Here is a 25,478-nt window from a genome sequence, read left to right as displayed (position 1 = left end):
CAGCCCGGCGACGGGCTAGCCGCTCGCACCTCGTCGCCCGAGGACGAAACCGCGGCGCGAACCGCCGCGAGCCGTCGGCACGCCGGAATCCCGGCGAGGCGTGACGGTCAGGAACTTTTCGCGGGGCTCGCCGTGTCCTCAGAGTGTCTGGGGAACGAGGCGGCGCACAGCCCTCCGGCTCCCGGTCCAGCTCATGCCCACGTCTCCCCACACCTCGTTCGTCGATCGGCTCCTCGCCGAGCTCCCGTGCCTCCTGCGCGCGGCGCGCCGCCTGACGCGCTCGGAGCAGGACGCCGAGGATCTGGCGCAGGCGACGCTCGTGCGCGCGATCGAGCGGCACACCGACCTGCGCGACGAGGATCGCATGCGCTCGTGGCTGCTCCGCATCGAGCGAACGGTGCTGCTCAACGCGACGCGCGGCGCGCGGCAGCGGCTCGAGGTGATCGAGGGCGGCCGCGGCGCCGAGTCGGTGCCGGAGCCGCAGGGAGATCTGGAGGCCGAGCTGCTCGAGCGCGGCTTCGCGGACGAGGTCGAGCGCGCGCTCGCGCGCTTGCCCCCGGAGTGGCGCGAGGCGCTGCTCCTGCGGGAGGTCGAGGAGCTCTCCTACGAGGAGATCGCCGATCTCCAGGGGTGCCCGGTGGGCACGGTACGATCACGGCTCTCGAGGGCGCGGCTGGCGCTCGTCGAGGGCCTCTCCGAACGATGCGAGGAGACGTCATGGCAGGGTGCAACCGCGAGTGGTTCGAGAACATTTCGGCGTGGCACGACGACGAGGTGACGCCCGAAGACGCGGCGCGGATCGAGGCGCACGTCGCCGGCTGCGGGCCCTGCCGGCGCGCCGCGGAGGTCCTCGGCGGCGTGCGGCGCGCGCTCGTCGCCAAGGCGGACGGGGAGGTCCCGGAGCGCCTGCGCGATCGGGCGGAGGCCGCCGCGCGGAACGCGCGCGCGCGGCGCCGCGGCCCCTGGGCGATCACGGCCGCCCTCGCCGCGGTCGCGGCGGCCGCCGCGCTGCTCGTCGGCAGCCCGAGCCGGGGCGTGAGCGCGGCGATGGCCGACGAGCTCGTGAGCCACCACGTGCGGGGCTTCGCGCGCGAGCGCCCGTGCGACTTCGAGTCCTCCGATCCGGGCGCCGTCGCCGGGTGGCTCGAGGGGAAGCTCGGCTACGCGGTGACCGTCCCGCCGGTGTCCGGCGCCCGGCTGCTCGGGGCGCGCCTCTGCCAGATCGGCGGCACGCGCACGGCGGCGCTCATGTATGAGAGCGGGGACAAGCCGCTCACGGTGTTCGTGCCGCCGCCCGGCTCCGGCGCCGCGACCGCGGCGCGCGCGCTCGCGGGGCGCAGCGTGGGGTGCACCCAGGGGCCGCTCGGCAACGCGATCTGCGCGAGGAGCGTGGAGCAGCCGGTGCTCGCGGTGGCTGAAGTGGACGCAGCGGCGCTCGCGCCGGCGCTTTTCGGGCGCTGATCCCGTCGATCTCGAGGACCCATGATGACGATCGGTTCATTGCTGACGCTCTTCGGCGCGGGGCTGCTGACGTTCGCGTCGCCCTGCGTGCTCCCGATGCTCCCCGTCTACCTGTCGGCCCTCGGCGGCGCCGGGGCGCTCGGCGGTCCGGACCCCGCGGCGGCGAAGCGCGGCGTGCGCCTCGCCGGTGTCGGCTTCGCGATCGGCCTCGCGATCGTGCTCGTCGCGCTCGGCGCCGGCGCCTCGGCGATCGCGGCGGTCCTCGCGCCCCACCGGCGCGCGTTCACCGTCGCCTCCGGCGTGATCCTGGCGCTCTTCGGCGCGAAGCTCCTCGGCGTGCTGCGCCTCCCGTGGCTGGAGCGCGAGGCGCGCCCGCTCCTCTCCCGCCTCCCGGGCGCGGGCGGCTTCTGGGGGGGCACGCTCTTCGGGATCGCCTTCGCGGCAGGGTGGACGCCGTGCGTCGGCCCGGTGCTCGGCGCGGCGCTGACCTATTCGGCCAGCGCGGGCGCGAGCCCGCTCACCGGCGCGATCCAGCTCGGCGCTTACGCCGCGGGCCTCGCCGCGCCGCTCGTCGCCGCGGCCTTCGTCGGGCCGGCTGCCGTAGAGCTCGCGCGCCGCGTGATGCCGGCCACGCCGGCCCTCCAGCGCCTGACGGGGGCGCTGCTCGTGGCCGCCGGGATCGCGGTCGCTGCCGGCCGTCTGGACGCCCTCTCGCCGGCGCCCGCGGCGGCCCTGGACGCGGGTGCGCCCTGCGAGGTCGGCCCCGCCGGCGCGTGCGCGGCCCCGGAGGGCGCCGTGGCGCACGGCGACGTCGCGCTGCCCGAGGGGATGCCTCGGCTGCTCGAGTTCGAGAGCGCGCACTGCGCGGTGTGCGAGCGCATGGCGCCGCTCATGAAGGAGCTCGAGGCGCGCTGCGCCAGGGAGGACGGCACCGTCCTGCGCATCCAGGTCGACGACCCGCGCGGGCGTGCCCTCGCCGCCCGCTACGGCGTGCGCTTCGTGCCGACGTTCCTCAGCGTCGACGCCGCAGGGCAAGAGGTGGAGCGCGCCGTCGGCGAGCTGCCTGCCCAGCGGCTCGCGAGCCTCATCGGCGACGTCCGCGGCGAGGCGTGCCCCCCTGCCCTGTGAGCCCCGACGGCGGGGCTAGGCTCCCGCGAGGCGCGCGCGCACCTTGGCGAGCACCGCGACGTCGGCGGGGGGAAAGAGCTCGTCCCGGAGATCGGCCGCCTCGGCCCAGCGCACGGCGGCGACGTCGAGCGCGGCGGGCGCGGGCGAGCCCTCGGCGAGGGCGGCGGCGTAGAAGAGGAGGAGCACCGGCTTCTTCGGATAGCGGTGGTAGGTCACCTCGACGATGTCGCCGACCTGGGCCTCGACGCCGATCTCCTCGCGTAGCTCGCGGATCAGGGCGTCTCGCGGATCCTCATCGGCCTCGACCTTGCCGCCGGGGAACTCCCACGCGCCCTCGAGGTGCGCGCCCGCCTTGCGCTGCGTGAGCAGGACGCGGCCGCGCTCGATGATGACGGCGGCTGCGACGAGGACGAGGGGAGGAGAGGGCTCGGGCGTGGCGGACATGGGCGCGTAGAATGTCGGCCGCGGCGCGCAAGACAAGGGCGAACGGCACGCTCGACGCTGCGCTTCCCCCCGGAGTCTTCATTGCCTTTCTGGGCTGGGATTTCTCACCCTCGGACTCGAGCTCCGGCGGCGGCGGGAGCGGGGGCGCGATCGGCGGCACCGGCACGACAGGGAGCACCTCCGGCACGCCAGCGCGGCCAGTCGCGTCCCGTCATCACGGCTCGTAGCTGGGCAGCTCGATCACGTAGGCGTCGACGGTATCCCCGTTGCCCCAGTCGCTCCCGAACACGGCGCGCGTGCCGCTGGGGCTGGGCACGGTGTGCGGCTCGGCCCAGTACGGCTCGGCGAGGTGGGTGTTCTCCTTGCCCCGGCTCCGGTGGCGGCCAATGCGGCAGACCTTGCCCGTGCTCGTGTCGGCGATCAGGTTTTCCATGTCGAGCACCCCTCCGCCCGACGCATCGCCGATCGACGACACGAAGATCCACCCCGGCTGCTTGTATGCCATCCCCGAGATGTGCCCTGTCGGGGGATACGGCCACCCCGTCTCCGGGCCAATGACCACCTTCGAGGTGCCCTCCGCGAGATCCCATGTCACGAGGAGCCCGATGTCGTCGTTCCCGCCGGGGCCGGGATCATAGACAGCCCCGTTCCAGGTGTCGTGGCCGTTCACCATGCTCAGCGACGCGTGGCCGTACGGCTCCAGCAGGTCCAGCGTGCGCACCACGTTCAGCTGCGGATCGGTCACGCCGCCGCTGTCGCTCAGGAACGCGAGCGTCCCGCTCGGCGCGACCTGGGCGGGGTTCTCGTCGAGGGCCTTGCTGGCGAGCACCGTATTCTGGCCGATATCATAGAGGAACACCTGATCGTCGCACGCGAGGCCGATGCGGTTCGAATCCCATGACATGAACAGCGGGTCGCTGCCCGCGCTCGCGCCGCCCGAGCAGAAGTCGAACGTCGTCACGACCTCCTTCGTCCCGGAGCCGACGTGGTAACGGATGAAGTCCTTGTCGTCCACGTAGAACAGGACGTCGGGATCGGAGGTGTGCCAGTATACCTGCTCGATGTCCGCAGGCGAGATGTCGAGCGCCTCGATGAACTCGTATGTCTTGCCGTCGTAGAGCTGGTGCTCGCCGGCCGCGACCGAGAAGAGGATGAGCCTCGACTCGTCCGCGTTCCACGCCGAGATGGTCGAGTACATCGGCTTGATGACCGGGTCGTTCCCGCCGCCCGGCGCGACCGCCGTGATCCGGCGGATCGTGGTGCCGAACTCGGCGTCGGTGACGGCCTCGCCGAGCGCCGGCTTGGCGAGCTCGGTCATCGGGCGCGCGTCCTTGTCCTGCACGAGGCCCGCGCAAAGATCGATCGGCTCGCCCGGGCCCGCACCGCCCGCGCCGCCCACGCTCGACGAGCCGCCCGTCCCCGTCGCGCCGGCGGCGCCCGTCCCCGCCGCGCCCGTCCCCGCCGCGCCGCCGGTCCCGCCGTCTCCGGCCGATGAGCCGCCGCCGGAGCAGGCGGCGAGGAAGGAAGAGGAGACAAGGACGGTGACAGCGACGCCGACTCTCATGGGGTTTCCTTGGCGCGAGCCACGACGCGTGGCCGCGGCAGCATACCCCGAGGCGACGTCAGGCGTACGCGACGGTTTGCAAACTTGCCGGCTGTCCCGCCGCACCGCGACCCCGGTCGCGGCACAGCCTGATCGGGTGTGGTGCTGTTGATATGGCGTCGCTTTTCACGCTACATTCTCGTGCAGGCCAGAGACGCCGGCTCCACTCGCCGGAGGCGGCCTCCGCACCGGACGATCGAACCCTCGCTGAGCACGTCAAGGACCTGGTGGACACCGTGCGCGCACCCATCTTTCAGCTCGATGCATTCACCACGCGGCGATTCACAGGGAACCCGGCGGCCGTCGTGGTTCTGCAGAATTTCCCCGAGGAATCGGTCATGCAGGCCGTCGCCGCAGAGAACAATCTGGCGGAGACAGCCTTCCTCGTGCGCGAGGACGCCGAGTACCGCCTGCGCTGGTTCACACCGATGACGGAGGTGCCGCTCTGCGGCCACGCCACGCTGGCGAGCGCGGCCGTGGTCATGGAGCGCCTGGAGCCCGCGCGCAGCCGGGTGATCTTCCATTCGGCGAGCGGGCCGCTCACCGTTACCAGGGCGAGCGCCGGTTACCTCATGAACTTCCCGGCGCGTTTTTCGGAGGCCGTGCCGCCTCCGCCTGGCCTGGCAGAGGCGCTGGGGCTCGCTCCTCTCGAAGTGCATGTCAATGCCTTCAACTACATGGCGGTCCTGGAAAGCGAGAGCGCTATCCGGACCGTCGCGCCCGACATGGCACGTGTGCGCCGCCTCGATCGCAGCGGGCTCATCGTGACCGCTGCGAGCAGCGGCGAGTATGATTTCGTGAGCCGCTACTTCGCTCCGGCGAAAGGCGTCCCGGAAGATCCGGTCACCGGGAGCGCCCACTGCATGCTCACCCCCTACTGGGCCAAACGACTGCACAAGAGCGAGTGTCGCGCCTTTCAGGCATCGCAGCGAGGTGGAGAAATGACGTGCCGGCTGCTCGGCGATCGCGTCGAGATGGAGGGTGCCTGCGTCTTCTACATGGAAGGCGAGGTGGAATTCTGAAGCTCATGCGCTCGCATCGCTTGTTGCCGATCGGGTCACCCAAGAAGCCCATCCACGCGACGTCAAGACGCTTGCGGATGCCATAACCTTCGCCGGAGGAACAAGCGGCAGGCCGGCCGGTCGCCGGCCCGACCCGAGGCGCTCCCCGCGGCACGGGGAGCCCGGCCGGCCGCCGCCCCTCGAGCCGCCCGGACGCCGGAGCCGGAGAGCGAGCCCGCTTCCCTTTGCCGCGGAGGTGTGGGATGCGCCTGCCATGAGCGTCACGTACCGGGAAGCCGGGGTCGATATCGATGCAGGGGACGCGCTCGTCGAGCGCATCAAGCGGCTCGCGAAGCCGACGCGCATCCCCGAGGTGCTCGCCGACGTGGGCGGCTTCGCCGGGCTGTGCGCGCTGCCGGGCGGGCTGTCCGAGCCGGTGCTGGTCAGCGGCACGGACGGGGTCGGCACCAAGCTGAAGGTGGCGTTCGCGACGGGCGTCCACGACACGGTCGGCATCGATCTCGTCGCGATGTGCGTGAACGACGTGCTGACCGTCGGCGCGCGGCCGCTGTTCTTCCTCGACTACTTCGCGACAGGCAAGCTCGACGTCGACGTGGGCGAGGCCGTGGTCCGCGGCATCGCCGAGGGCTGCAAGCAGGCCGGCTGCGCGCTGATCGGCGGCGAGACGGCCGAGCTGCCGGGCATGTACGCGGACGGCGAGTACGACCTCGCCGGGTTCGCCGTGGGCGTCGTCGAGCGCTCGCGCATCCTCGACGGCAAGCGGATCGCGGTCGGCGATGCGGTCATCGGCGTGGCGTCGAGCGGGCTGCACTCGAACGGCTTCTCGCTCGCGCGGCGCGTGCTCGAGAAGGAGATGGGCCTCACGATGAGCGACCGCGTGGCCGATCTCGGCGGCACCGTGGGCGAGGCGCTGCTGACGCCGACCCGGATCTACGCCCGCGCGATCACGGCGCTCCTCGCGGCCTGCGGCGATGCGGTCCGGGGGCTGTCGCACATCACGGGCGGCGGCCTGCCGGGGAACCTGCCGCGCGTGCTGCCGGACGGGCTGGGCGCGCGGCTCGACCTCGGCTCCTACCAGCGGCCGGCGGTGTTCCAGGTGCTCCAGCGCGGCGGCCCCGTGGAGGAGGCCGAGATGCGGCGCACGTTCAACCTCGGCGTCGGGCTTGTCGCGGTCGTCGAGAAGGGCGCCGCGGACCGGGCCATCGAGGCGCTCGCGAAGAGCGGCGAGCAGGCCTGGGTGCTCGGCGAGGTGCTGTCGGTCGGCGACGTGCCGTTCGAGGAGCGCGTGCTGTTCGGATGAGAGGGCCGGCGAGGGCGATGCGCGGCGCGCGGGCCCCGCGGCGCGAGTCAACCGGGCGGGCCCGGATGCGCTGAGCGACCGCGCGGGACGCGCGGCGCGAGCTCAGCCGCCTTCGAGCCGCGATCGCAGCTTCTTGATCGCCTCGTCGATCGCCCGGTTCGTCTTGTAACAGGGCCTCACCGTCGTCTCGAGCACGACCAGGGTGCGCTCGTCGCCCTCGGAGACGGCGCGCTCGAGGAACGGGAGCTTCTCGCCGCACGTGGCGTCGCGCAGCTCGAAGGAGATCCGGACCGCAGCGGTCCCGCGGGCCGCGATCTCCGGATCGCGCAGCAGCTTCGCGGCCCGGGTGGCCGGCGTGGAGCGGCCGCGGGTCTCGACGATCTCGTAGAGCACGTCGATGCCCGCCGTCCCGAAGCGGCTCGAGAGCGCGTCGAAGACCTTGTCGGCGTGCTCCTCGCCCGTCTTCGCGATGGCGATGGCGACGTTGCGCGCCGCGATCGCGAGCGGGCGCTCGCGGAGCGCCGTCGGATCGTGCTCCGCGAGCTTCTGGATCGCGTCGGCGGCCTTCACCCACCGGCGCGCCCTGACAGCGTCGGTGAGCGCCTTCCGGGCCGCTTCATCCGGCGGAGGCGCGGCCGGCGCATCGGGCGCCGCCGACGCAGCGGCCTCGGGCGCCGGCGCCGTGGGCGCGGGTGCCTCGGGGACGGTGGCGCCTGCCGGGGCCGGTTCGCTCGTGGCGAGCGCGCTCGCGGGAGGCCTCGCGGGGCCGAGCTGGGGCTCCGGCTCGGGCGGGGCGCGCCCACCGCCGGCGAGCGCCGCGATCACGGCCGCCGCAAGGATGCCGCCGCCCAGGTACGGGGCCAGCCGGCCGATGCGGCCGCCGAGTCCTTCGTGGCTCAGCCGCGACGCGCGAGCTTCCCGGGCTTCCCGCTTTCGCCTGGCCTTCTCCTCGAGCTCGCGCGCGGCGCGCTCTGCCTCCTCGGCGAGCTTCCGCTTGGCCTCTTCCTCGCGCTCCCGGGCGACGCGCTCTGCCTCGGCGGCCTCCAGCTCCCGCAGCAGCGTCGGGGCGAAGGCTGGCCGCGAGCCGCTCATCCGCTCGGACGTCGGCTCCGAGACGGGCGCCGCCTCCTCTGCGGGCGGCTCGTCGAGCGGAGGGGACGCGGACGCCACGGGCGCCGGCTCGTTCTGCGGCGGCTGCGCCTCCACGGACGGCGCGGGCGATGGTGATGACGCCGGCTCCGCGCTCGCCCCTGACGGCGGCTTCGACGACGCCGGCTTCGCTACGGATGCCGGCTCCGCAGCGGACGCGGACAGCGGCTCCGATGACGCACGCTCCGCTGCGGGCGACGGCGGCTTCGATGGCGCACGCTCCGCCGACGGCGGCTTCGATGGCGAACTCTCCGCCGCAGACGACGACGGCGGCTTCGACGACGCCGGCTTCGCGGCGGACGCCGGCTCCACAGCGGACGCGGACGGCGGCTTCGATGACGCGCGCTCCGCCGGAGGCGACGACGGCGGCTTCGATGGCGCACGCTCCGCTGACGGCGGCTTCGATGACGCAGGTTCCGCCGCAGACGACGACGGCGGCTTCGACGACGCCGGCTTCGCGACGGACGCCAGCTCCACAGCGGGCGCGGACGGCGGCTTCGATGACGCACGCTCCGTTGACGGCGGCTTCGATGGCGCAGGTTCCGCCGCAGACGACGACGGCGGCTTCGATGACGCGCGCTCCGTTGACGGCGGCTTCGATGACGGCGGCTTCGATGACGGCGGCTTCGATGACGCGCGCTCCGCTGACGGCGGCTTCGATGGCGAGCTCTCCGCCGCAGGCGACGACGGCGGCTTCGATGGCGCCTGCTCCGCTCCAGGCGACGACGGCTCCTCCACGCCCGACGGCGATGGCTTCTTCGCCGAGAGCTCTACTGGACGACGCTCCGCCTGACCCGCCGACGACAGTAGATCGTCCAGCGACAGTCGTAGGGAGCTCAGTCCCGTTGCCGCCGTCGCCACAGGTGCTCCGGCGGATCGCGCTGCCTTCTCAGGCAACGGAGCCGCTTCCGGCGACGGAGGCGTCGAGGCCGGCCGCGCCGGCTCCGCCGGTGCCGCCGGCTCCTGCGACGGCGCCGCCGCATCGAGCAGCTGCGACGGCTCGCGCGGCGACCCCGGGTCATCGGCCCCGGAAGGAGCGCCGCCGCCTGCTGCTTCCCGAGCGAAAGCGGCCTGGGCGATGAGCGCGGCGCCGCCTACCGTCGTCGGGCGCGCGTCCTCCGGCACGCTCGAGTCGTCGGCCGCGGAGGCAGCGTCAGCCCTGGCGACCTCCTGCGCGAAGGCGACCTGCGCCATGAACGCCGCGCCGCCCACCGCCGTCGGGCGCGAGTCGCGCGTCAGCTCGGCGACGAGGGTCGGCGTGTTGCGCACCGGCGTCGGCCGCGAGTGGCTGAGGGCGTCCTCGTCGTCTTCTTCGCCGCCCTCCGGCAGCTCCGAGGCGGCCGCCCCCGCCGGCTCCACGGGCGCCGTCATCCCCGCCAGCTCCACGCTGTCCGCGCGGCCCTCTCCCGGCTCGCTCGACGCGCGCGCTCGCTCTGCCTCCGGCGCGCCCGCGCCGCTCCCGGCCGGCGCCAGCGCGTCCGCGACGTCGTTCAGCGAGACAAGGCACGAATCTCCGAGGACGATCGCCGACGAGCCGCCGGCGCTCGCGTCGGTCGCGCGCGACGGCGCGCTGGGCACGGGCGGCCGGTTGCTCGGCACGCGCGCCGCGTCCGCGATCGCGGGCACCGACGTCATCTCCGCCCTCGATGACATCTCCCCCCTCGATGCCATCTCCGCCCGCGGCTCGTGCACGGCGATCCCCGACACGGAGCACGCGTCGTCGAGCGCCGCGATCAGCTCCGCCGCGGTCCCGAAGCGGGCGCGCGGATTCTTCTCGAGGAGGAGCCGCACGACCGCCTCGAGGGCAGGCGGGACCTCGACGCCGGGCGAGTGCGCGGCGATCGCCGGCACGGGCGCGCTCCGCTGCTGGTTGAAGAGCTCGACCGGATCCTTGGCCAGGAACGGGTGCTTGCCGGCCAGCATCTCGTAGAAGATCAGGCCCACGGCGTAGAGATCCGCGCGCTCGTCGACGAAATCCATCCCGAGCGCCGACTCCGGCGCGAGGTAGGCGATGGTCCCGAAGATCACGCCCGCCGTGGTGAGCCGGACCGGGAGCGAGTCGGCCCCCGCCCGCGCGGACTCCGGCGACGCGACGGACCGGCGCAGCTGATCGACGCTCACCTTCGCGAGGCCGAAATCGATGAGCTTCACGAGGTCGCCCTGCGGCTCGACGACCATCACGTTGCGCGGCTTCACGTCGCGGTGGACGATGCCCATCGCGTGGGTCGCGTCGAGCGCGGCCGCGAGCTGCCTGGCGATCAGGGCGGCGCGCGCGGCGGGCAACGGCCCCCGCCGGATGATCTCGTGGAGCGTCGTGCCGCGAACGTACTCGAGCACCAGGAAGAACGACCCGTCCTCCGCCTCGCCGAAATCGGTCGCGGTCGCGACGTTCCGGTGCTCGATGTGGGCGCCGGCGATGGCCTCGCGCTCGAAGCGCTGCACGAGCTCGGGGAGCCGCTCGGTGTCGGGGTGCAGGATCTTGATCGCGACGCGCTTGTGCATGTGCACGTGCTCGCCGCGGTAGACCGCGCCCATGCCGCCCATCGCGATGACCTCGTCGATGCGGTAGCGCTTCGAGATCACCCGCCCGAGGTAGGACCTCGCCCGGTGCTTCGCGGCCTCGTCGGCGGTAAGGGTCGGCTCAGGCGGGCGTTCCGACATCGTGGCGCCGCCACCCTACCCCGAGCGGCGCGGCATTGGTAGGTGGCCGGCCAGAGGGGCCCGGCCCCGACGAGGCGGGAGCGCGCGCAGCCGCAAATGACAGCGCGAGCGGCCCGGCGGTCGCCTCGCAGCCCCCGAGGCGTCCCCCCGGGGGCCGGGCGGCCGCTTCCGCCCCGGATCTCTCCCGCGCCCGCCTCCGCCGTAGTATCTGCCCCCCATGCCCCCCCTCGATCTCGGCGTCCTCATCTCCGGCCGCGGCTCGAACCTCCAGGCGATCCTCGACGCGATCGCCGCCGGCCGCCTCGACGCCCGCGTGCGGCTCGTCCTGTCCAACCGGGCGGACGTGGAGGGCCTCGCGCGCGCCGAGCGCGCCGGGGTCCCCACGCGCGTCATCGCGCACCGCGACTTCACGGATCGCGACAGCTTCGACGCCGCCGTCGTCGCTGCCCTCCGCGAGGCGGGCGCGACCTGGGTCGTCCTCGCGGGCTTCATGCGCCTGCTGACGACGACCTTCCTCGACGCCTTCCCGCACCGGGTCGTGAACATCCACCCGTCGCTCCTGCCCTCCTTCCCCGGCGTCGACGCCCAGCAGCAGGCGCTCGATCACGGCGTGCGCGTCACCGGCTGCACCGTCCATCTCGTGGACGCGGGCACCGACACCGGGCCCATCCTCGCGCAGGCCGCCGTCCCCGTGCTCGACGGGGACGACCGCGACGCGCTCGCCGCGCGCATCCTCGTCCAGGAGCACGGCCTGCTCATCCGCGCGCTCTCGTGGATCGCCGAGGGGCGCCTCCAGATCGCGCCGCCTGACGTGCCGGGCGGGCGAGCGCGCGCGACGCTCGCCGGCGTCGAGACCGCGCTCGGGCTCGCCCAGAGCGGCCCTGCGCGCGGGGACGTCGGAGGCGTCGGAGAAGTCGGGGAAGGGGCGTGATCCACAAGCACTACGACGTCATCGTCCTCGGCCGGTCCATCGGCGCGCTCACGGCCGCGGCGCTCCTCGCGCGCCGCGACTTCACCGTGATGGTCGTCGGGCACGGCGAGCGCCCGCCCACCTACCGCCTCGACCAGCACGTCCTCCGCCGGCGCGCGTTCACCATGCTCGCCGAGCCCTCGCCCGCGTGGCGCCGCTTCCTCGTCGAGCTCGCCCAGTCGCAGACCTGGAAGCGCCGCATCGTCCCGGCCATGCCCATGCTGCAGGCCGTCGCGCCGCGCCGGCGCCTCGACGTGCCGCCCGACATGGTCCTCTTCGGCCGCGAGATCGACCGCGAGTTCCCCGAGCTCCGGCGCGTCGTCGACGAGCTCTACGCCGAGCTCGCCCACGTCAACGGCGCCGCGGACGACGCGTTCTCGCACGACGCCCTCTGGCCGCCGGGCACGTTCTGGGAGCGGCGCGAGACCGCGCGCTACGCCGGCCTGCTCCCGTACGCGCGCGCCGAGCCCGACGCCGACCTGCTCGTCGAGTTCCCGCGCGGCCACCTGTTCCGCTCGATCGTCACGCAGTCCGTCCTCTTCGCCACGGACCTCTCGGCGCTCCCGCCCCCCTTCGCTGTCGCGCGCCTGCACGGGGCGTGGACGCGCGGGCTGATGATGCTCCCGCGCGGCGAGGAGGAGCTCGAAGAGTTCCTCGTCGAGCGCATCCTCGCCCACGGGGGCCGCTGCCTGCTCGACGAGCGCGCCGCGTCGGTCCACGTCCGCCGCGGCACCGCCGCGGGGGTCGTCCTCGACGGCGACGATCACCCGAACGGCAGCAGCTTCGTCATCACCGACATGGACGGCGAGACGCTCGCGAGCCTGTCGGGCGGCGAGGGCATCCACAAGCGCGCGCTGCGCGAGTGGCCGCGGATCACCTCGTCGGTCGGCCGCTTCGTCGTGTCGCTCATCGTGCGCCGCGAGGGCTTGCCCGAGCCGCTCGGCCCGGAGGCGCTGCTGTTCCCCTTCCCGTCCGCGTCGACGGGCCGCTCGCCCGCGCCGCCGCGCGTGTCGAGCGACGGCGCCTCCGGGGGCCGGCCGAGCTCGCCGCGGCAGACGCGGCCGACCGGACCCGGGCGCCCCGTGGTCCACCTCCAGCGCTGCGATCTGCCTGCTCCCTCGACCGACACGCTGCTCGTGGCGGAGATCCTGCTCCCCGACCGGGGGCCGCTGTCGCTGCTCGAGGCGCGCCAGGCGGTGCTCGACGCGCTGACGGCCGAGCTGCCCTTCCTCGAGCGGCACCTCGTGCTCGTCGACTCGGTGCACGACGGGCTGCCCGTGTGGCTCTACGACGGCCAGCGCCGCCGCCTCATCGAGCGCGCCGCGCTGAAGGGCGCCGCGCCGGGCGCCGAGCCGATGGTGCGGCAGCTCGAGGTCGACCCGCCCGGCTACCTCGGGCTCGCAGGGGAGCCGATCCGCGGGCCGATCGAGCGCACGCTTCTCGTCGGCCGGAGCGTACTGCCCGGCCTCGGCCAGGAGGGCCAGCTGCTCGCCGCCTGGGGCGCCGCCCGGCTCGTGACCCGGACCGATCGGCGGAAGGAGCGGATGCGGCGCGACATGTGGAGCAAGGTGGAGATCGGGTAGCGCGCGGGGGGGGCGGGCCTCGCTAGAGTGCCGGGTCCCCCCTCCACCGGTCACCAACGTAAACGTAAACGTAAACGTAAACGTAAACGTAAACGTAAACGTGGACGTGGACGTGGTCGTGGTCGTGGTCGTGGTCGTCAACGATAAGCCGTGAACGACCACGACCACGACCACGACCACGTAAACGTAAACGTAAACGTTCGGATGATAGGAGAACGCGGCGCAAAGCTTCGTTAACGCCTATGCGCTAGGGCCTACCGTTTTCTGATCTCTCCACTGCGCAGAGGACGAACCGTGCGTCTTGCGAAGCGGTGAGACGTGAAGGCAAGACTTTGTGTCTCAGGGAGATCGGGGGAAGACCTGAAAGAAGCCTTCGCGCTCGACCACGCTGAGCGGCACGTCGAACAGGCGGGACAGGTTGTCGTCGGTCAGCACCGCGCGCTTCGGGCCATCGGCGAAGACACGGCCTCTCCGCAGCAGGACGACGCGCCCGATCTCCGGCGGGATCTCGTGCACATGGTGCGTCACCAGGATCAGCGTCTTGCCCTGCCGCGCGAGGCGCCTGAGCAGGTCGATGAGCTCGAACGCGGCCTTCAGATCGAGGCTCGTCGTCGGCTCGTCGAACACCAGCGCCTCCGGATCGTGCACAAGGGCGCGCCCGAGCAGACAGCGCCGCTGCTCGCCGGCAGACATCTCCGCGATGGGCTTGTCGCCGAGGTGCGCGACACCGAGGTCGGCGAGCACCTCCTCGGCCCGCCGGTGCTGCGCGGCGGTCGGCGGCTCGTGCTCGTGCAGGCCGGCGCTCGCGAAGAAGCCAGAGAGCACCACGTCGCAGCCCCGCACACCCCGGGGATAGGCCATCTGCAGTTCGTACGACACGAGCCCCAATCTGCGCCTGAGTGCGGACACCTCCCACCTTTCGTGACCGAGTATTCGCACATGCGAGCTCTCGCGGTGGACCGGATAGATTTCCCGTGAGAGCAGCCGCAGCAAGGTCGACTTCCCGGCGCCGTTGGGCCCGAGGATCGCGGTGTTCTCGCCCTGCTCGATGCGCAGCGACAGCCCCTCGAAGACGCGCGTGTCGCCGCGGAAGACCTCCGCGTCCTCGATCTCGATGAGCGCGGGCGCGCTCATCGCTCCACTCCACGATCCTGGTTCATCGGGCGCAGACTATCCGCTTGCCGGCGTTCCGCACCGAGAAATCAGGCCGTTCGCGGTGGATCATCCGTGCCCCGGTTCGGCGATCCACTCCATCGGCCCACTCTCCATCTCTCGCGGACAGGCACCGTCGGAATGTGCCCGTGAACCGGCGTTCTCCGCTCTGGAGAGATGATGGCCCGGCCATTGCAAAGCTCTACGAACCTTCCTTTCAACAAGCGCCCCGTGCCAAGCCGATGCTGGCACTCGGGAGTGGAAAAATCCGATGCGGCGCGGAGCCGCTCGGTCACTTGGAGATTGACAATGACGAAGATCAAGGGTTCGCTTTTCGGTGCTGGGGCAGCTCTGTGCCTGCTCGCCGCTGTCGGCGGGTGCATCGTTGTCGCGGACGATGGTTCCAGCGCCTCCGAAGAGGACGAGATTTTCGCCGATGAGGCAGCGGCGGCCGCGGCGGCATCGCAGATGCGCTTCGGCGTCGCTCCGCAATGGAGCCAGAGCTGGTCGCCACCCCAGTCCGGACCCGCCAACGTCGATGTGGTCGCCGTCGGGGATTGGTTGCAATCGGGCGGCTTCACCAGCACACATCAGAGCAAGCTCCGGACGATCATCGACAAGGGCAAGACCCCTTACTTCTTTGGCTACATCGCCACGGACATGACGAAGAAGGGGCTCGGGTCCGAGAACGACTGCGACGGCAACAGTGGCGCACCGCTGTGCCAGAAGGGCGCGGCGTACGTGCGCGCCAACATCGGCGCGATGGTGACCAAGTACAAGGACGCGGCGCAGAAGATCTACGCGGGCCTCGGGGGCAGGGCGGTCGAGCCGCTGATCCACATCGAGCCGGACTGGTACCAGTTCTCGCAGAAGGATCAGCAGAACGCGTTCGACAAGACGGAATCCGACGGCTTCATGAACCAGATCCTCGGCGCCATCAAGTCGGGCTGCCCCTCGTGCAGGGTGGTCATCGACTTCAGCCCGTGGTTCAACCCGTCTGCGACCCGGTGGGCGACGACGCCCGGCGGGTTCTACGCCGGCTGGGATCGCAGCGTCGTCAAGTACGTCGGCCTCACGGGCAAGCAGTTCCCTTTCACCGAGGGCAAGATCGACAACTTCACCTACCGCGATATCACCACCGCGCTCAACCTGCCGCTCGTCATCGTCGACGCGTACACGTTCGGCGGCGGCCCGATCAACGTCGACTCCACCTGGCTCAACGAGAGCAACGTCGCCAAGGCCGTCGACATGGGCGTCGCGATCGTCATGCTCTCCCAGACGGGCGACGTCGCCGGCTATGACAGCTTCATCGCCCGGGTGAAGGGCAGCAGCAGCTCCAGCTCGAGCAGCACCACCTCCAGCAGCTCCAGCTCCAGTTCCAGCAGCTCCAGCACCTCCGGCAGCGGTGGTGGCGGCGGCGGCACCACCACGTCCTCATCGAGCAGCAGCAGCAGCAGCAGCAGCACCGGCAGCGGCGGCAGCGGCGGGGGCAACCCCGGGACCGGCGTGCGCGTCGAGGGCGGCAACATCACCGTCAGCATCACCCCCAACTCGACGTGGACGGGCGGCTATTGCAACAACATCAAGCTGACGAAGACCGACAGCGGCGAGACCACATGGAAGCTCTACGTGCCCTCGAACGGCGCGACGCTCCGTGACTTCTGGAACACCAACGCCGTCAAGCAAGGCACCGACTTCGTGTTCGCCGGCGTGAGCTGGAACGCCAAGATCAAGCCTGGCACGAACGTCGAGTTCGGGTACTGCGCGAACGGCACGCGCTGAGCTCCAGTCGACGAGCGCCGCGCCGATCGAGGAGGAGAGACGGCCTCCCGGCGGCGCGGCGCGCCTGCCTCGCAGGAGGGGCCGATCGACACGGGAAGAGCCCCTCTCGGGACTCCCCGCGCGGCCCCCACGCCCGGTCGCGCTCGCCCGCGGCCCGCGCCCTCTGGTACCGTGGGCGCACCGTGCCCTCCGCCCCGCAGCGCTCCCCCCTCGCCGGCGATAGCCCGGTCGAGCCCCTTCACGCCGCCGCGCTCCCTCGTCGTCGGGGGCGCCGTCCGGTCCGGGGCGCCGCATGGCGCTGAGGCTCCGGGTCACCTGGCGCAATGCGGGCAGCCCGCTGCTGCCCGACGCGCTCTCCGACGTACAGGCGACGGCCGACGACGCGCCGCTGCCGCTCGCCGGCTCGAGCCCGGGGCGGCGCGAGTTCGTGATCCCGGCCGGGGCGTCGCGCGTCGCGCTCAGCGCGCGCTTCTCGGCGGCGTTCGACGCCTTCGAGGACGTCCCCGCCCGGGAGGAAGAGGTCCTGTCGGTCGACCAGGCATTCGACGTGACGGGCGGGGGGACAGCGCTCAGCCCCGCCCCGGACCCGGCGTTCGGGCAGGCTCACCCGCTCGTCGACGTGCAATCGGCGCCCGGCCTCGCGCTCGCCCAGATCAGGACGGATTTCGTCGATATCACCCCGTTCTGGATGGCCTACGCCGGGTACGCGGACGAGTACCGGCGCGAGCATCGGCCCGGGACCGAGCTCGTGGCCCTCGGCGCCACCGCGGGAGATCCGAAGATCTGGTTCGCGAGCATCCCGGAGGCCTGCAAGGCGCCGCCGGACGACGGGATCTCCGCCCTCGTGTTCTTCCGGCCGGAAGGGTACGCCTATACCCGGGTCGACCAGCGCCACGAGATGTTCGGGCTGAATCGATACCTGCTCACGCCCGACCCGTCCCCCGGCGCCTCGTTCTGGGCGCGCGACGTGTTCGAGCGCGATCCGCGCGACCAGTCCCGCTGGGTCTATGTCCGCTGCGGCTTCGAGGAGGCGCTCGCCGCGAGCGGCAGGGCGGTGGTCATGCTGCACCCGTGGCCGAGCGGGGCGAGCTTCGGCGCCGCCACGACCGCGAGCCTGCCCGGCCTTGCGGAGGCGGCGCTCCGCTTCCTCTGCGGGGCGCAGAAGATCGGCATTGGACAGGGCGGGCCGCGGCTCGGGAAGCTCGGGCTCGCGGGCTTCAGCGCCGGCGGACTGGCTTTGTGGCAGGCGCTCGCGGCCAACAAGGACCGCGTGAGCGAGGTGTTCGCGTTCGACGCCCGCGGCATCGCCAAGAACGAGGCCTTGCTCGTGCGCTGGCTCGGCGGCGACGCCTCGCGCCGCCTGCGGATGACCGGCGGCCACCAGCTCGACGCGAACGCCGCGCTCCAGCAGAAGCTCCCTGGCCCTTCGAAGGAAGCGCGCCTGACCCGCCTGCCGCCCGACAGGAGTGGCTATCTCCCCGGGGCGAACCCGCGCTGGGATCACGTGTGCTCCTCGCTCGAGGCGAGCGAGAAGGATACCTACCTGCACGCCGACTGGGTATGGCACCAGTTCGCGATGTTCGGGGGCTTCCCGGAGGCTGGAGAGCAAGCCGCCGTCACGTTCCTCCAGCGCTTTCTGGAGGAGTCGGAGCTCTGAGCCGCACAGCGCCCGAGGCCTGGATCCGGCCGGCCGACGACCGGGCATTTCAGATTCAAACGCAAAGACGCAAAGGCGCAAAAAAGAGAGGGAGTTGAGCGCGACGAGGTGGTCACGGTCGTCGACATGGCATTCGAGGGCCACACTCCCCCTTTCTCTCTCGTCTTTTTGCGCCTTTGCGTCTTTGCGCCTTTGCGTTCAAATCTCTCACGCCTGAGCGACGAGCCGCGCCAGCGCGCGCATGTCCTCGTCGTCGCCCATCCTCGCGAGCGCGGCGCGCGCCCTCGCGAGCGCGGGCTCGACGTAGCGCAAATACGTCGAATCCACGCCGATACGGTCGAGAAAGACGAAGCGGCCGGCGTCCTTCAGCTTGCGCTGGACCGTGAGCACGTCGAACTCCCGGCCGAGCGCGTCGCGCGCAATCCGATCGAGCGAGGCGGCGGCCGCATAGTCGTCCAGCCGGGCCTCGACGAACGGGCGATCCAGGTCCTGGGCGCAGTCGTTGAGGAGCGTCGCCAGATCGTAGGCGCGCGGGCCTAGGAGGGCGTCCTGGAAGTCGAGCCAGGCGATCTCGAGGCCCCCGCCCGCCGCGTCCAGGACCATGAGGTTCTGGCTCTGGTAATCGCGGTGAACGAAGCCCCGCGGCCACGCGGCGATGCGCCGGGCGAGGCGATCCGAGACGGCATCGAGCTCGGCCCGCGCGGCGTCGCCCAGCCGGAGCCCGCGCGCGTCGAGCGCCCACGCGCGGAAATGGTCGAGCTCCCAGCGCAGGAGCGTCTCGTCGAGCGCGCACGAGTCGACGATCGAGCCGCTCGGGAGCGCCGCGAGCGCCCGCTGCGCCCGGGCGAGATCGCGCGTGGCCAGCGCGTAGACCTCGGCGCGGCGGGCGGGCGCGCGCTCGACGAAGGCCGAGAGCGTCGCGTCCCCGAGATCCTCCAGGAGGAGCAGGCCGTGCTCGCAATCCTCACCGAGCAGCGCCGGCACCCGGACGCCGCGCTCCCGGAGGAGCGCGTGCACCTCCAGGAAAGCCCACCGCGGGGGAGCGGCGCCGACCGCGACGCCGTCGCCCTCCGCGCTCGGCGCGAACATCGCGACCGCCGTCCCGGCCGGCGTCACGACGCGCAGATAGCGCCGGCACGACACGCCCCCGCGCAGCGGGACCATCGACGACGGGACATGGCCCGTGGCCCGCTGGACGAGCCGGAGCAGGGCGTCGGTGTCGAGCTCGCGCACACCCTCTCCTACGCCGGCGGACGGCGCGGACGCCAGGGCTGTCGCGACATCGCCCCGCGCTGCGCTGCGGCCGTCACGCCTCGGCGCCTGTCCCCCTCGCCGCCTCGGCGCCTGTCCCCCTCGCCGCCTCGGCGCCTGTCCCCCTCGCCGCCTCGGCGCCTGTCCCCCTCGCCGCCTCGGCGCCTGTCCCCACAACGCCTTGACGCCTGTCCCGGTGCAGGAACGGGCCAGACGCTCAGCAGGCGCCGGCGCAGCCGTCGGCGCTGTTGAACCAGAGACCGCCGGAGTCCTCGCACGCGCTGCGGTCGTACCTGCCAGAGCAGCAGCGCTCCTGGCTCTCGCACACCTTCGCGGCGCTCTCGCCGCTCCGGAAGCAGCACTTCCGGCTCTCGGGCGTCTCGGGCGCGGCGGCCGCATCCTCGGGCGCGGCCGGCTCCCCGGGCGCGGTCGCCTTCTCGATGACCACCGGAACCGCAGGCGCGACGAGCGTCGCCACCGTGTCGCAGCCGAACGAGGCAATCATGACGAGGAGGGCGAGCGCCGATCCCAGCCCACGAGCGGTTCCAGCCAGCTTCATGATCGCCGTGGGTGGCATGGGCGCAGTGCGGCGGCAAGTTCGTGACGAGAGCCGTGCTATAACGCCGCGGAATGGCGAACGGTGCGACCAAGAGCGCGATGAACCGTGGGACGAACGGCGCGACCGGGCCCGTGAGGGTCACGCCGCTCAACGGAGCAGCAGCCGCCGCCGTCGCATGGCGCAGCCGGGGCGAGCTCCACATCACCGTCATCGTCAAGGCCACCTTCGCCTTCGCGGCGGACGCGGAGATGCCCAGGGTCGAGCCGCAGCAGGTCGTCCACGGGGAGGTCCATCACGGCAACAACCCTGGGCGGAGCGTCCGGCTCACGAGCGATCTGGCGCCGCACCTGGAGCGCGCCGACGTGCTCTTTACCGGCCACGCCCACGCGCCGCCGCCCGGCGCGCCCGTGCACGCCCTGCCCGTGCGACTCGCGATCTCCGATGAGGGCGGGCCCCTCCTCGACAAGGAGCTCCTGGTCAAGGACAGGGCCGGGTTCCAGCGGATGCCGCTCGTGTACGAGCGGGCGCTCCGCGGGGAGAACGACCAGGAGAACTTCCTCGGCGTGCAGGGGACGGGCGACGCGTCCGAGCCCGAGGCGAACATCGTCGATCCGCTCCAGCCGGCGCGCGCGGCCGGCTTCGGGCCCATCGCGCGCGCCTGGCCCGCGCGCAGGCGGCTGCTCGGGGCCACGCCCCGCAAGGCGCTCGACGCCGCCATCGCCGAGATCCCCGATCCCTTCGAGTGGGCCTATTACCAGGCGGCGCCCCCCGATCAGCGGACGCGCTACCTGCGCGGCGGCGAGTGGATCGAGCTCCACGGGCTCCACCCCACGCTGCCGCGCCTCCGGACGCGACTGCCCGAGGCGCGCGGCCGAGCGCGCGTCCACGGCCTCTCCGCGTTCGGCGTGAGCGAGGGCCACCCGCTCGAGCTGAACGCGGACACGCTGCGCATCGACGGCGACGAGCAGCGCTGCACCCTCGTCTTCCGGGGCAGCCTGGTCGTCCCCGACGAGGCCGCGCTCGCGGCGGCCACCCTCGTGGCGGGGGTCGAGCTCCCCGGCGAGCCGCTCGAGTGGCCGGAGCTGCCGGCGGATCAGGGCGCCGCGGGCGGACCCGCGCGAAGCGTCGACCCCGACCACGACGGCGGCCTGGGAGAGACCCTGGCCGCTCCGGCCGCCGGGGCGCGCACGTTGAGCCTCCCGGACGCCGGCGTGGCGGCGGCTGCCCTGGCCTCGGCGGCGGCGACGCCGTTCCGCCCCGGGTCGGCTCCCGGCGACATCGTCGGGCCGGCCGCGGGCGCGCCCGGGCCGCGGATCGACACCGGGACCCTCTCGATCTCCTCGGTGGAAGAAGGCCCGGAGGCGTCTCCGGCCACGACGCTGGCCCTGCTGCCCGAGCAGGACGCCGACGCGACGGACCAGCCGGCGCTCCCGTTCCAGCCGGCGCCCCCGGGCGCGGGGCTGGCTCCCTCGATGACGGCCCAGGAGCCGGTCGCGGCGGAGGAGCGCGCGGGCTCTGGCACGCTCGCCCTCGCGCTGGACGACGACTGGACGCCGGGCGCCGGCGCGCCCGACCCTTCCGGCGATCGCGCGCCCGCGGCCTCGCCTGCGATCACGCCTGCTCACGCGGGAGCGGCGGAGACCGCGGCCGCGCCGCTCCAGGAGCTGGAGCCGGCCGCGCCGCCTCCGGAGCTCGCGCTGCCGGAGCCTCCGCCCCCGCCGAGGCCGGTGCTCAGCGCCTCACCGGCGCGCTCCCCCGAGCCGGACGAGCCGCCGCCGGCCCCGCCGCCCCGACGGCCGCCGCCACCTCCGCCGGAGCGCCCGGCGCTGCCGACCCCTTCCCCTGCGTTGAGGAGGAGCCTTTACGAACGGTTCGATCGCAAACGGTAGCTCGCGCAAACGGTAGCTCGCCGAGCCCACCTCGACGAGCGCGAGGGGCGCCCGCGCGCGAGGCGCCCCAAGGCAGGAGATCTTCTCCCAAGGCACGAAGGATGGAGCTGCGACGATGACCACCCGATCCGATTCACTAGACATTCGACTCGAGCTCTCCGGCTTCTCGTCCGACCTCCTCCAGGTGAACAGGCTGTCCGGGCGCGAGGCGATCTCCCAGCTCTTCACGTTCGAGGTCGAGGTGGCCTGTCCGAGCGACGCCGGGGTCGACGGACAGACCTTCACGGGCGAGAGCGTCGCGATCGTCTTCGAGCAGGACGGGGTCGAGGTGCGGCGCGTCCACGGGATGATCGCGGAGGTCCACGACCTCCTCGCGAACCTGCGCGACTACCGCGCTTACCGGCTGCGCATCGTCCCGCGCGCCTTCCGGCTGACGCTCGTCGAGACCACCGAGATCTCGATGAACAAGGCGGTGCCGGACATCATCAAGCAGAAGCTCGAGCTCGTGGGCCTGAGCGGGAGCGACGTGGAGCTCCGGCTGACGGGCACCTACCCGCCGCGGGAGTTCACGGTGCAGTACCAGGAGACCGATCTCGCCTTCATCTCCCGCCTGGCCGAGCACGCCGGGATCAGCTTCTTCTTCGAGCACCAGGACGGGCAGGACACGATGGTCTTCACCGACGGCGCCGGGTTCAAGCCCGCGGCCGGCGCCGAGTCCGTCCATTTCCGCGAGCGCGGCGAGACGCGGGACGTCTTCGAGCTCGAGGCGAGATCGCGGCTCGTGCCGAGCGTGTATGTGGCCCGCGACTACAACTACCGGCAACCGATGCTCGATCTGACGTCGGAGCACGTCCTCTCGACCGGGTATGCGGGCGGCATCGTCGAGTACGGCGGCCATTACAAGACGCCGGCGGAGGGCAAGGCGCTGGCGCAGGTCCGGGCCGAGGAGCGGCAGGCGACGCAGCTCGTGTATGCGGGCAGGAGCGCGGTGTGCGCGATCGGCGCGGGCGGGCGATCGGTGCTGGAAGGGCACCCGAGCCTGGAGTCGCTCGATCTGCTCTTCGTCGAGGTGGAGCACCGCGCGTCGCAGGCGGCCGGCGGCCAGGGCGGCGGCGACGAGCCGCGACGCTACGTGAACACGTTCCGCGCGATCCCGGGCAAGAACACGTACCGGCCGCCGCGCGTCACCCCGACGCCCCGGATCGGCGGCGTCGTCACGGGCATCGTCGACGCCGGGCCGGGGGGCGGGGGCAACGACGCCCAGATCGACGATCAGGGCAGGTACATGGTCCGGTTCCTCTTCGACACGGGGGCAGCCGGCGGCGTGACGTCCAGGCCGGTGCGCATGCTCCAGAACCACGCTGGAGCGAACTACGGCACGCATTTCCCGCTCAAGCCGGGGACGGAGGTGCTCATCGCCTTCGTGAACGGCGACCCGGATCGGCCGGTCATCGTGGGCGCCGCGCCGAACCCGCTGACGCCCTCTCCGGTCAACAGCGCGAACCGGTCGACTCACCGGATCAAGACGCAGGGAGGCATCGTCTTCGATCTCGTGGACGAGTGAGCGGCCTCGATCTCGTGAACGGGCGCGCCGCGCGCGGTCCCGGGTGGCGGGCGATGACGCCGCTCAGGGAGCTGGCTTCTTGCCGGGCGCCGGGCCCGCGGCGGGGGAGGCGCCCTGGGCGCTCGTCATGGCCCGGATGGCGTAGTTGAGCGCGGCGCGCAGGTTGCGTTGCGTGTTGAGCTGGGAGAGGTCGAGGCCGAGCGCGACCATGGTCTGGGCGACCGTCGGCTTGATGCCAGCGACGATGCCGTCCGCGCCGAGGAGGCGGATGGCGGTGATGAGCTGGATGAGGTGGCTCGCGACCCGGGTGTCGACGACCTCGACGCCGGTGAGGTCGAGGATGGCGAAGCGCGCCCGCTTCTCGACGATCTGCGCGAGCAGGCTGTCCATGACCTCCGCGGTGCGGACGCTGTCGACCGTGCCGACCATGGGGAGCGTGAGCACGCCGTCCCAGACCTCGATGATCGGCGTCGAGAGATCGCGGATCACCTTCTGCTGCGCCGCGATCTGGTCGAGCTGGATGCGCAGCTCCTTCTCGACGAGCCTGGAGTCCGACACGTCGAGCGAGACCCCGAGCACGCCGTCGACTCGGCCGCCGGGCTCGCTGCGGAGCGGGATGAGCCAGGTGTCCCAGTCGGCGCCGTGCGCCTCGCCGCGACCGCGGCGCACCTGGCCGTCGTACCATTGCCGCATGTCGGCGGCGGCCTCCGGGGTGGCCCCATAGAGGTCGTACACGCTGTGCCCGACGTGCTGCCCCCGTGTCAATCCGGCCTTCGCGGTCGACTTGCCGTCGTGATAGACGTAGATCCCGTCGCGGTCGAGCGCCCATATCGTCAAGGGATCCACGTGCTCGACGAGGCCGTCGAGGAGGCGCGCCTTGAGCCGGAGCGTGTTCAGCTCGTCCCCGGTCAGCGGGGCGGCGGCGGGCGCGGGCGCGGGGCGGAGCGAGCCGAGGACGGCGCTTCGGTCGGATGACCGGCTGACGCTGCACGACAGCGGCCGGTAGGCGCCGCCGCCGTCGCGCAGGCGCACGCTGAACGAGACGGGCTCGTCCCTCTGAAGGACTGTCGACCAGGCCGCCGAGAGCGCGGCGCGATCGTCCGGGTGCGCGAGATCGGCGAGGAGCGCGCCCCCCGCCACCCCGGGGCCCAGCGCCTCGCGCAGCCCGCCGCTCCCGTGGAGCAACGCTCCGTCGGCCGAGGCGATGAAGAGCAGATCGGCAGAACGGGCGAAGAGCTCGCCGAGCAACACACTGGAGGCAGATTCCATCAGTCTCACGACTCCTCAGAGAGCAGAGAAGGATAAGTATAACGTGGACGGAGCAGGCTGCGAAAGAGCTCCCTGGCGGCCGTTGTGCGATTGAGCCGGGAGAAACGCGCCACTTCGTGGGGGCGCTAGCGCTAGCGTGGCGGGCGCTGCGCGGCAAGACGGTGAGCTGGCCCGCCGCTGAATGAGCTACGGCGAGGTGAGCCGAGGACGGGAAGGCGCCGCTTGCGTGGACCGGAGCGGGAGAGGTGGTGAGAGGTACGGTGCAGGGGATTCCGGGAGCGCATCACGACAGGCTCGTGACCAGGAGGCCATGGATTGGGTCGGTCTGGACGAGGGACCGGCATGTCACCAGGACTCAGGGGACGCCCCGCGGCGGAGCGGGCGTAGTGACCGAGGGAGCTCATCATGGCGAGGTGACCCCAGCACGTCGGATCTCTCGGATCGTTGTCCACAGTAGCTGGCCTGGGAACTCACGAAGAATGGATCCCTTGCATCATCTGCCGATGAACAACATCGCAATATCGTCGAGGTTTCCGTTAGTGTCGCAGCTCTGAGCCAGCGCGAGCGAGGAACCAAACAAGGGCGAGATCGGCGCAAGAATCCTAAATAAGCTTGAGAGCACAATCCCGACGATGACGGCCCTGCGCACGCTCCACCCCCTTCCAACTCATCTGTCAGTCGAACCTGCCGCCGAGCAACGGCTCGAACGCGTGGTAAGCCTCATAGCTCTTGAAGTGCCGCGCGTAGATCTCCGCGCCGTCATCAAGAGTGTCCGAAAGAACACGGCTTACATCCACGACGTGCTTCAGCCTCCAGTGAATCTCCTGCCCTAGAACATTGTTGAAGCACGTTTCATGCGCACGGCTGTGTTGCTCGGCGCGCGCGCGTGCCTGCTCCTCACTTTCGGCGCGCACCAGCGCGAAGCATTCTTCGTACATGGGTGTGTACGATGGGTCCGGCGACCAAGACTCGTAGAGTATAACGGCAACATAGAGATCGCTGTTCGGGCTGGATTCCATGGATGGACTCGCTTG

19 protein-coding genes are annotated in these 25,478 nt (G+C 72.2%); 11 read left to right on the top strand and 8 right to left on the bottom strand.

Features of this window, described 5'->3' with window-relative positions:
* Nucleotides 1–193 precede the first annotated feature (193 nt).
* The 3 genes from WMF14_RS46025 to WMF14_RS46015 are packed head-to-tail and all read left to right on the top strand — an operon-like array spanning nt 194 to nt 2,589.
* Complete coding sequence (locus WMF14_RS46025) at nt 194–778, top strand: RNA polymerase sigma factor (RefSeq protein ID WP_272096227.1); 585 nt, start codon at nt 194–196, stop codon at nt 776–778.
* Nucleotides 718–1,461 (top strand): zf-HC2 domain-containing protein, encoded by a 744-nt coding sequence (locus WMF14_RS46020; RefSeq protein ID WP_272096226.1) that lies wholly within the window; start codon nt 718–720, stop codon nt 1,459–1,461. The genes WMF14_RS46025 and WMF14_RS46020 overlap by 61 nt, the downstream gene beginning before the upstream one ends.
* A gap of 21 nt (nt 1,462–1,482) precedes the next feature.
* The gene (locus tag WMF14_RS46015) at nt 1,483–2,589 is read left to right on the top strand and encodes a cytochrome c biogenesis protein/redoxin (protein ID WP_437796991.1); all 1,107 of its coding nucleotides are present in this window, start codon (nt 1,483–1,485) and stop codon (nt 2,587–2,589) included.
* A 15-nt stretch (nt 2,590–2,604) separates the two neighbouring features.
* On the opposite strand, the gene WMF14_RS46010 is transcribed toward WMF14_RS46015, so the two are convergent.
* Together WMF14_RS46010 and WMF14_RS46005 are read right to left on the bottom strand one after the other, a co-directional pair.
* The gene (locus WMF14_RS46010) at nt 2,605–3,033 is read right to left on the bottom strand and encodes a (deoxy)nucleoside triphosphate pyrophosphohydrolase (protein WP_272096224.1); all 429 of its coding nucleotides are present in this window, start codon (nt 3,031–3,033) and stop codon (nt 2,605–2,607) included.
* 214 nt (nt 3,034–3,247) lie between these two features.
* Nucleotides 3,248–4,597, bottom strand: a complete 1,350-nt coding sequence (locus WMF14_RS46005) for a hypothetical protein (protein WP_437796989.1) — start codon at nt 4,595–4,597, stop codon at nt 3,248–3,250.
* Nucleotides 4,598–4,872: 275 nt separating this feature from the next.
* Here WMF14_RS46005 and WMF14_RS46000 point away from each other — a divergent pair, with 275 nt between their 5' ends.
* Together WMF14_RS46000 and purM are read left to right on the top strand one after the other, a co-directional pair.
* The gene (locus tag WMF14_RS46000) at nt 4,873–5,658 is read left to right on the top strand and encodes a PhzF family phenazine biosynthesis protein (RefSeq protein ID WP_437804415.1); all 786 of its coding nucleotides are present in this window, start codon (nt 4,873–4,875) and stop codon (nt 5,656–5,658) included.
* 253 nt (nt 5,659–5,911) lie between these two features.
* Entirely contained in the window at nt 5,912–6,958 is a 1,047-nt protein-coding gene (purM, locus tag WMF14_RS45995) for a phosphoribosylformylglycinamidine cyclo-ligase (RefSeq protein WP_272096221.1), read from the top strand.
* Between the two features lie 102 nt (nt 6,959–7,060).
* On the opposite strand, the gene WMF14_RS45990 is transcribed toward purM, so the two are convergent.
* Entirely contained in the window at nt 7,061–10,768 is a 3,708-nt protein-coding gene (locus WMF14_RS45990) for a protein kinase domain-containing protein (protein ID WP_437796987.1), read from the bottom strand.
* Nucleotides 10,769–10,985: 217 nt separating this feature from the next.
* On the opposite strand from WMF14_RS45990, the gene purN reads away from it, so the two are divergent.
* Both purN and WMF14_RS45980 read left to right on the top strand, forming a co-directional pair.
* The gene (gene purN / locus WMF14_RS45985) at nt 10,986–11,699 is read left to right on the top strand and encodes a phosphoribosylglycinamide formyltransferase (RefSeq protein WP_437796985.1); all 714 of its coding nucleotides are present in this window, start codon (nt 10,986–10,988) and stop codon (nt 11,697–11,699) included.
* On the top strand, nt 11,696–13,321 hold the full coding sequence (locus tag WMF14_RS45980; protein ID WP_437796983.1) for an NAD(P)-binding protein: 1,626 nt from the start codon (nt 11,696–11,698) through the stop codon (nt 13,319–13,321). Before purN ends, WMF14_RS45980 begins: the two co-directional genes overlap by 4 nt.
* A 339-nt stretch (nt 13,322–13,660) precedes the next feature.
* Here the strand turns inward: WMF14_RS45980 and WMF14_RS45975 are convergent, their stop codons facing one another.
* The gene (locus WMF14_RS45975; RefSeq protein ID WP_437796981.1) at nt 13,661–14,455 is read right to left on the bottom strand and encodes an ABC transporter ATP-binding protein; all 795 of its coding nucleotides are present in this window, start codon (nt 14,453–14,455) and stop codon (nt 13,661–13,663) included.
* A 327-nt stretch (nt 14,456–14,782) separates the two neighbouring features.
* Here WMF14_RS45975 and WMF14_RS45970 point away from each other — a divergent pair, with 327 nt between their 5' ends.
* On the top strand, nt 14,783–16,255 hold the full coding sequence (locus WMF14_RS45970) for a cellulose binding domain-containing protein (RefSeq protein WP_437796980.1): 1,473 nt from the start codon (nt 14,783–14,785) through the stop codon (nt 16,253–16,255).
* Nucleotides 16,256–16,547: 292 nt separating this feature from the next.
* Nucleotides 16,548–17,912, top strand: a complete 1,365-nt coding sequence (locus WMF14_RS45965; protein WP_437796978.1) for a hypothetical protein — start codon at nt 16,548–16,550, stop codon at nt 17,910–17,912.
* A gap of 207 nt (nt 17,913–18,119) precedes the next feature.
* Here the strand turns inward: WMF14_RS45965 and WMF14_RS45960 are convergent, their stop codons facing one another.
* Nucleotides 18,120–19,145 (bottom strand): aminoglycoside phosphotransferase family protein, encoded by a 1,026-nt coding sequence (locus WMF14_RS45960; RefSeq protein WP_437796976.1) that lies wholly within the window; start codon nt 19,143–19,145, stop codon nt 18,120–18,122.
* 235 nt (nt 19,146–19,380) lie between these two features.
* A complete protein-coding gene (locus WMF14_RS45955; RefSeq protein ID WP_437796974.1) occupies nt 19,381–19,722 on the bottom strand; it encodes a hypothetical protein in 342 nt (113 codons plus the stop codon).
* Nucleotides 19,723–19,820: 98 nt separating this feature from the next.
* Here WMF14_RS45955 and WMF14_RS45950 point away from each other — a divergent pair, with 98 nt between their 5' ends.
* Both WMF14_RS45950 and WMF14_RS45945 read left to right on the top strand, forming a co-directional pair.
* On the top strand, nt 19,821–21,611 hold the full coding sequence (locus tag WMF14_RS45950) for a DUF2169 domain-containing protein (RefSeq protein ID WP_437796973.1): 1,791 nt from the start codon (nt 19,821–19,823) through the stop codon (nt 21,609–21,611).
* Nucleotides 21,612–21,726: 115 nt separating this feature from the next.
* The gene (locus WMF14_RS45945; RefSeq protein ID WP_437796971.1) at nt 21,727–23,175 is read left to right on the top strand and encodes a type VI secretion system Vgr family protein; all 1,449 of its coding nucleotides are present in this window, start codon (nt 21,727–21,729) and stop codon (nt 23,173–23,175) included.
* A 63-nt stretch (nt 23,176–23,238) separates the two neighbouring features.
* Here the strand turns inward: WMF14_RS45945 and WMF14_RS45940 are convergent, their stop codons facing one another.
* Nucleotides 23,239–24,444, bottom strand: a complete 1,206-nt coding sequence (locus tag WMF14_RS45940; RefSeq protein WP_437796969.1) for an STAS domain-containing protein — start codon at nt 24,442–24,444, stop codon at nt 23,239–23,241.
* A gap of 674 nt (nt 24,445–25,118) precedes the next feature.
* Nucleotides 25,119–25,463, bottom strand: a complete 345-nt coding sequence (locus WMF14_RS45935) for a DUF4288 domain-containing protein (protein WP_437796967.1) — start codon at nt 25,461–25,463, stop codon at nt 25,119–25,121.
* Between the last annotated feature and the right edge of the window lie 15 nt (nt 25,464–25,478).

Source organism: Sorangium sp. So ce693 (assembly GCF_051521375.1).
GTDB classification, from domain to species: Bacteria; Myxococcota_A; Polyangia; order Polyangiales; family Polyangiaceae; genus Sorangium; species Sorangium atrum.
This window is presented reverse-complemented; position numbering and strand designations above follow the sequence as displayed.

Bases quoted from the DNA above. Each gene is read 5' to 3' on its own strand.
- WMF14_RS46025 (WP_272096227.1), top strand. From the start codon at position 194: ATGCCCACGTCTCCCCACACCTCGTTCGTCGATCGGCTCCTCGCCGAG.
- WMF14_RS46020 (WP_272096226.1), top strand. From the start codon at position 718: ATGGCAGGGTGCAACCGCGAGTGGTTCGAGAACATTTCGGCGTGGCAC.
- WMF14_RS46015 (WP_437796991.1), top strand. From the start codon at position 1,483: ATGATGACGATCGGTTCATTGCTGACGCTCTTCGGCGCGGGGCTGCTG.
- WMF14_RS46010 (WP_272096224.1), bottom strand. From the start codon at position 3,033: ATGTCCGCCACGCCCGAGCCCTCTCCTCCCCTCGTCCTCGTCGCAGCC.
- WMF14_RS46005 (WP_437796989.1), bottom strand. From the start codon at position 4,597: ATGAGAGTCGGCGTCGCTGTCACCGTCCTTGTCTCCTCTTCCTTCCTC.
- purM (WP_272096221.1), top strand. From the start codon at position 5,912: ATGAGCGTCACGTACCGGGAAGCCGGGGTCGATATCGATGCAGGGGAC.
- WMF14_RS45990 (WP_437796987.1), bottom strand. From the start codon at position 10,768: ATGTCGGAACGCCCGCCTGAGCCGACCCTTACCGCCGACGAGGCCGCG.
- purN (WP_437796985.1), top strand. From the start codon at position 10,986: ATGCCCCCCCTCGATCTCGGCGTCCTCATCTCCGGCCGCGGCTCGAAC.
- WMF14_RS45975 (WP_437796981.1), bottom strand. From the start codon at position 14,455: ATGAGCGCGCCCGCGCTCATCGAGATCGAGGACGCGGAGGTCTTCCGC.
- WMF14_RS45970 (WP_437796980.1), top strand. From the start codon at position 14,783: ATGACGAAGATCAAGGGTTCGCTTTTCGGTGCTGGGGCAGCTCTGTGC.
- WMF14_RS45965 (WP_437796978.1), top strand. From the start codon at position 16,548: ATGGCGCTGAGGCTCCGGGTCACCTGGCGCAATGCGGGCAGCCCGCTG.
- WMF14_RS45955 (WP_437796974.1), bottom strand. From the start codon at position 19,722: ATGAAGCTGGCTGGAACCGCTCGTGGGCTGGGATCGGCGCTCGCCCTC.
- WMF14_RS45950 (WP_437796973.1), top strand. From the start codon at position 19,821: ATGAACCGTGGGACGAACGGCGCGACCGGGCCCGTGAGGGTCACGCCG.
- WMF14_RS45945 (WP_437796971.1), top strand. From the start codon at position 21,727: ATGACCACCCGATCCGATTCACTAGACATTCGACTCGAGCTCTCCGGC.
- WMF14_RS45940 (WP_437796969.1), bottom strand. From the start codon at position 24,444: ATGGAATCTGCCTCCAGTGTGTTGCTCGGCGAGCTCTTCGCCCGTTCT.
- WMF14_RS45935 (WP_437796967.1), bottom strand. From the start codon at position 25,463: ATGGAATCCAGCCCGAACAGCGATCTCTATGTTGCCGTTATACTCTAC.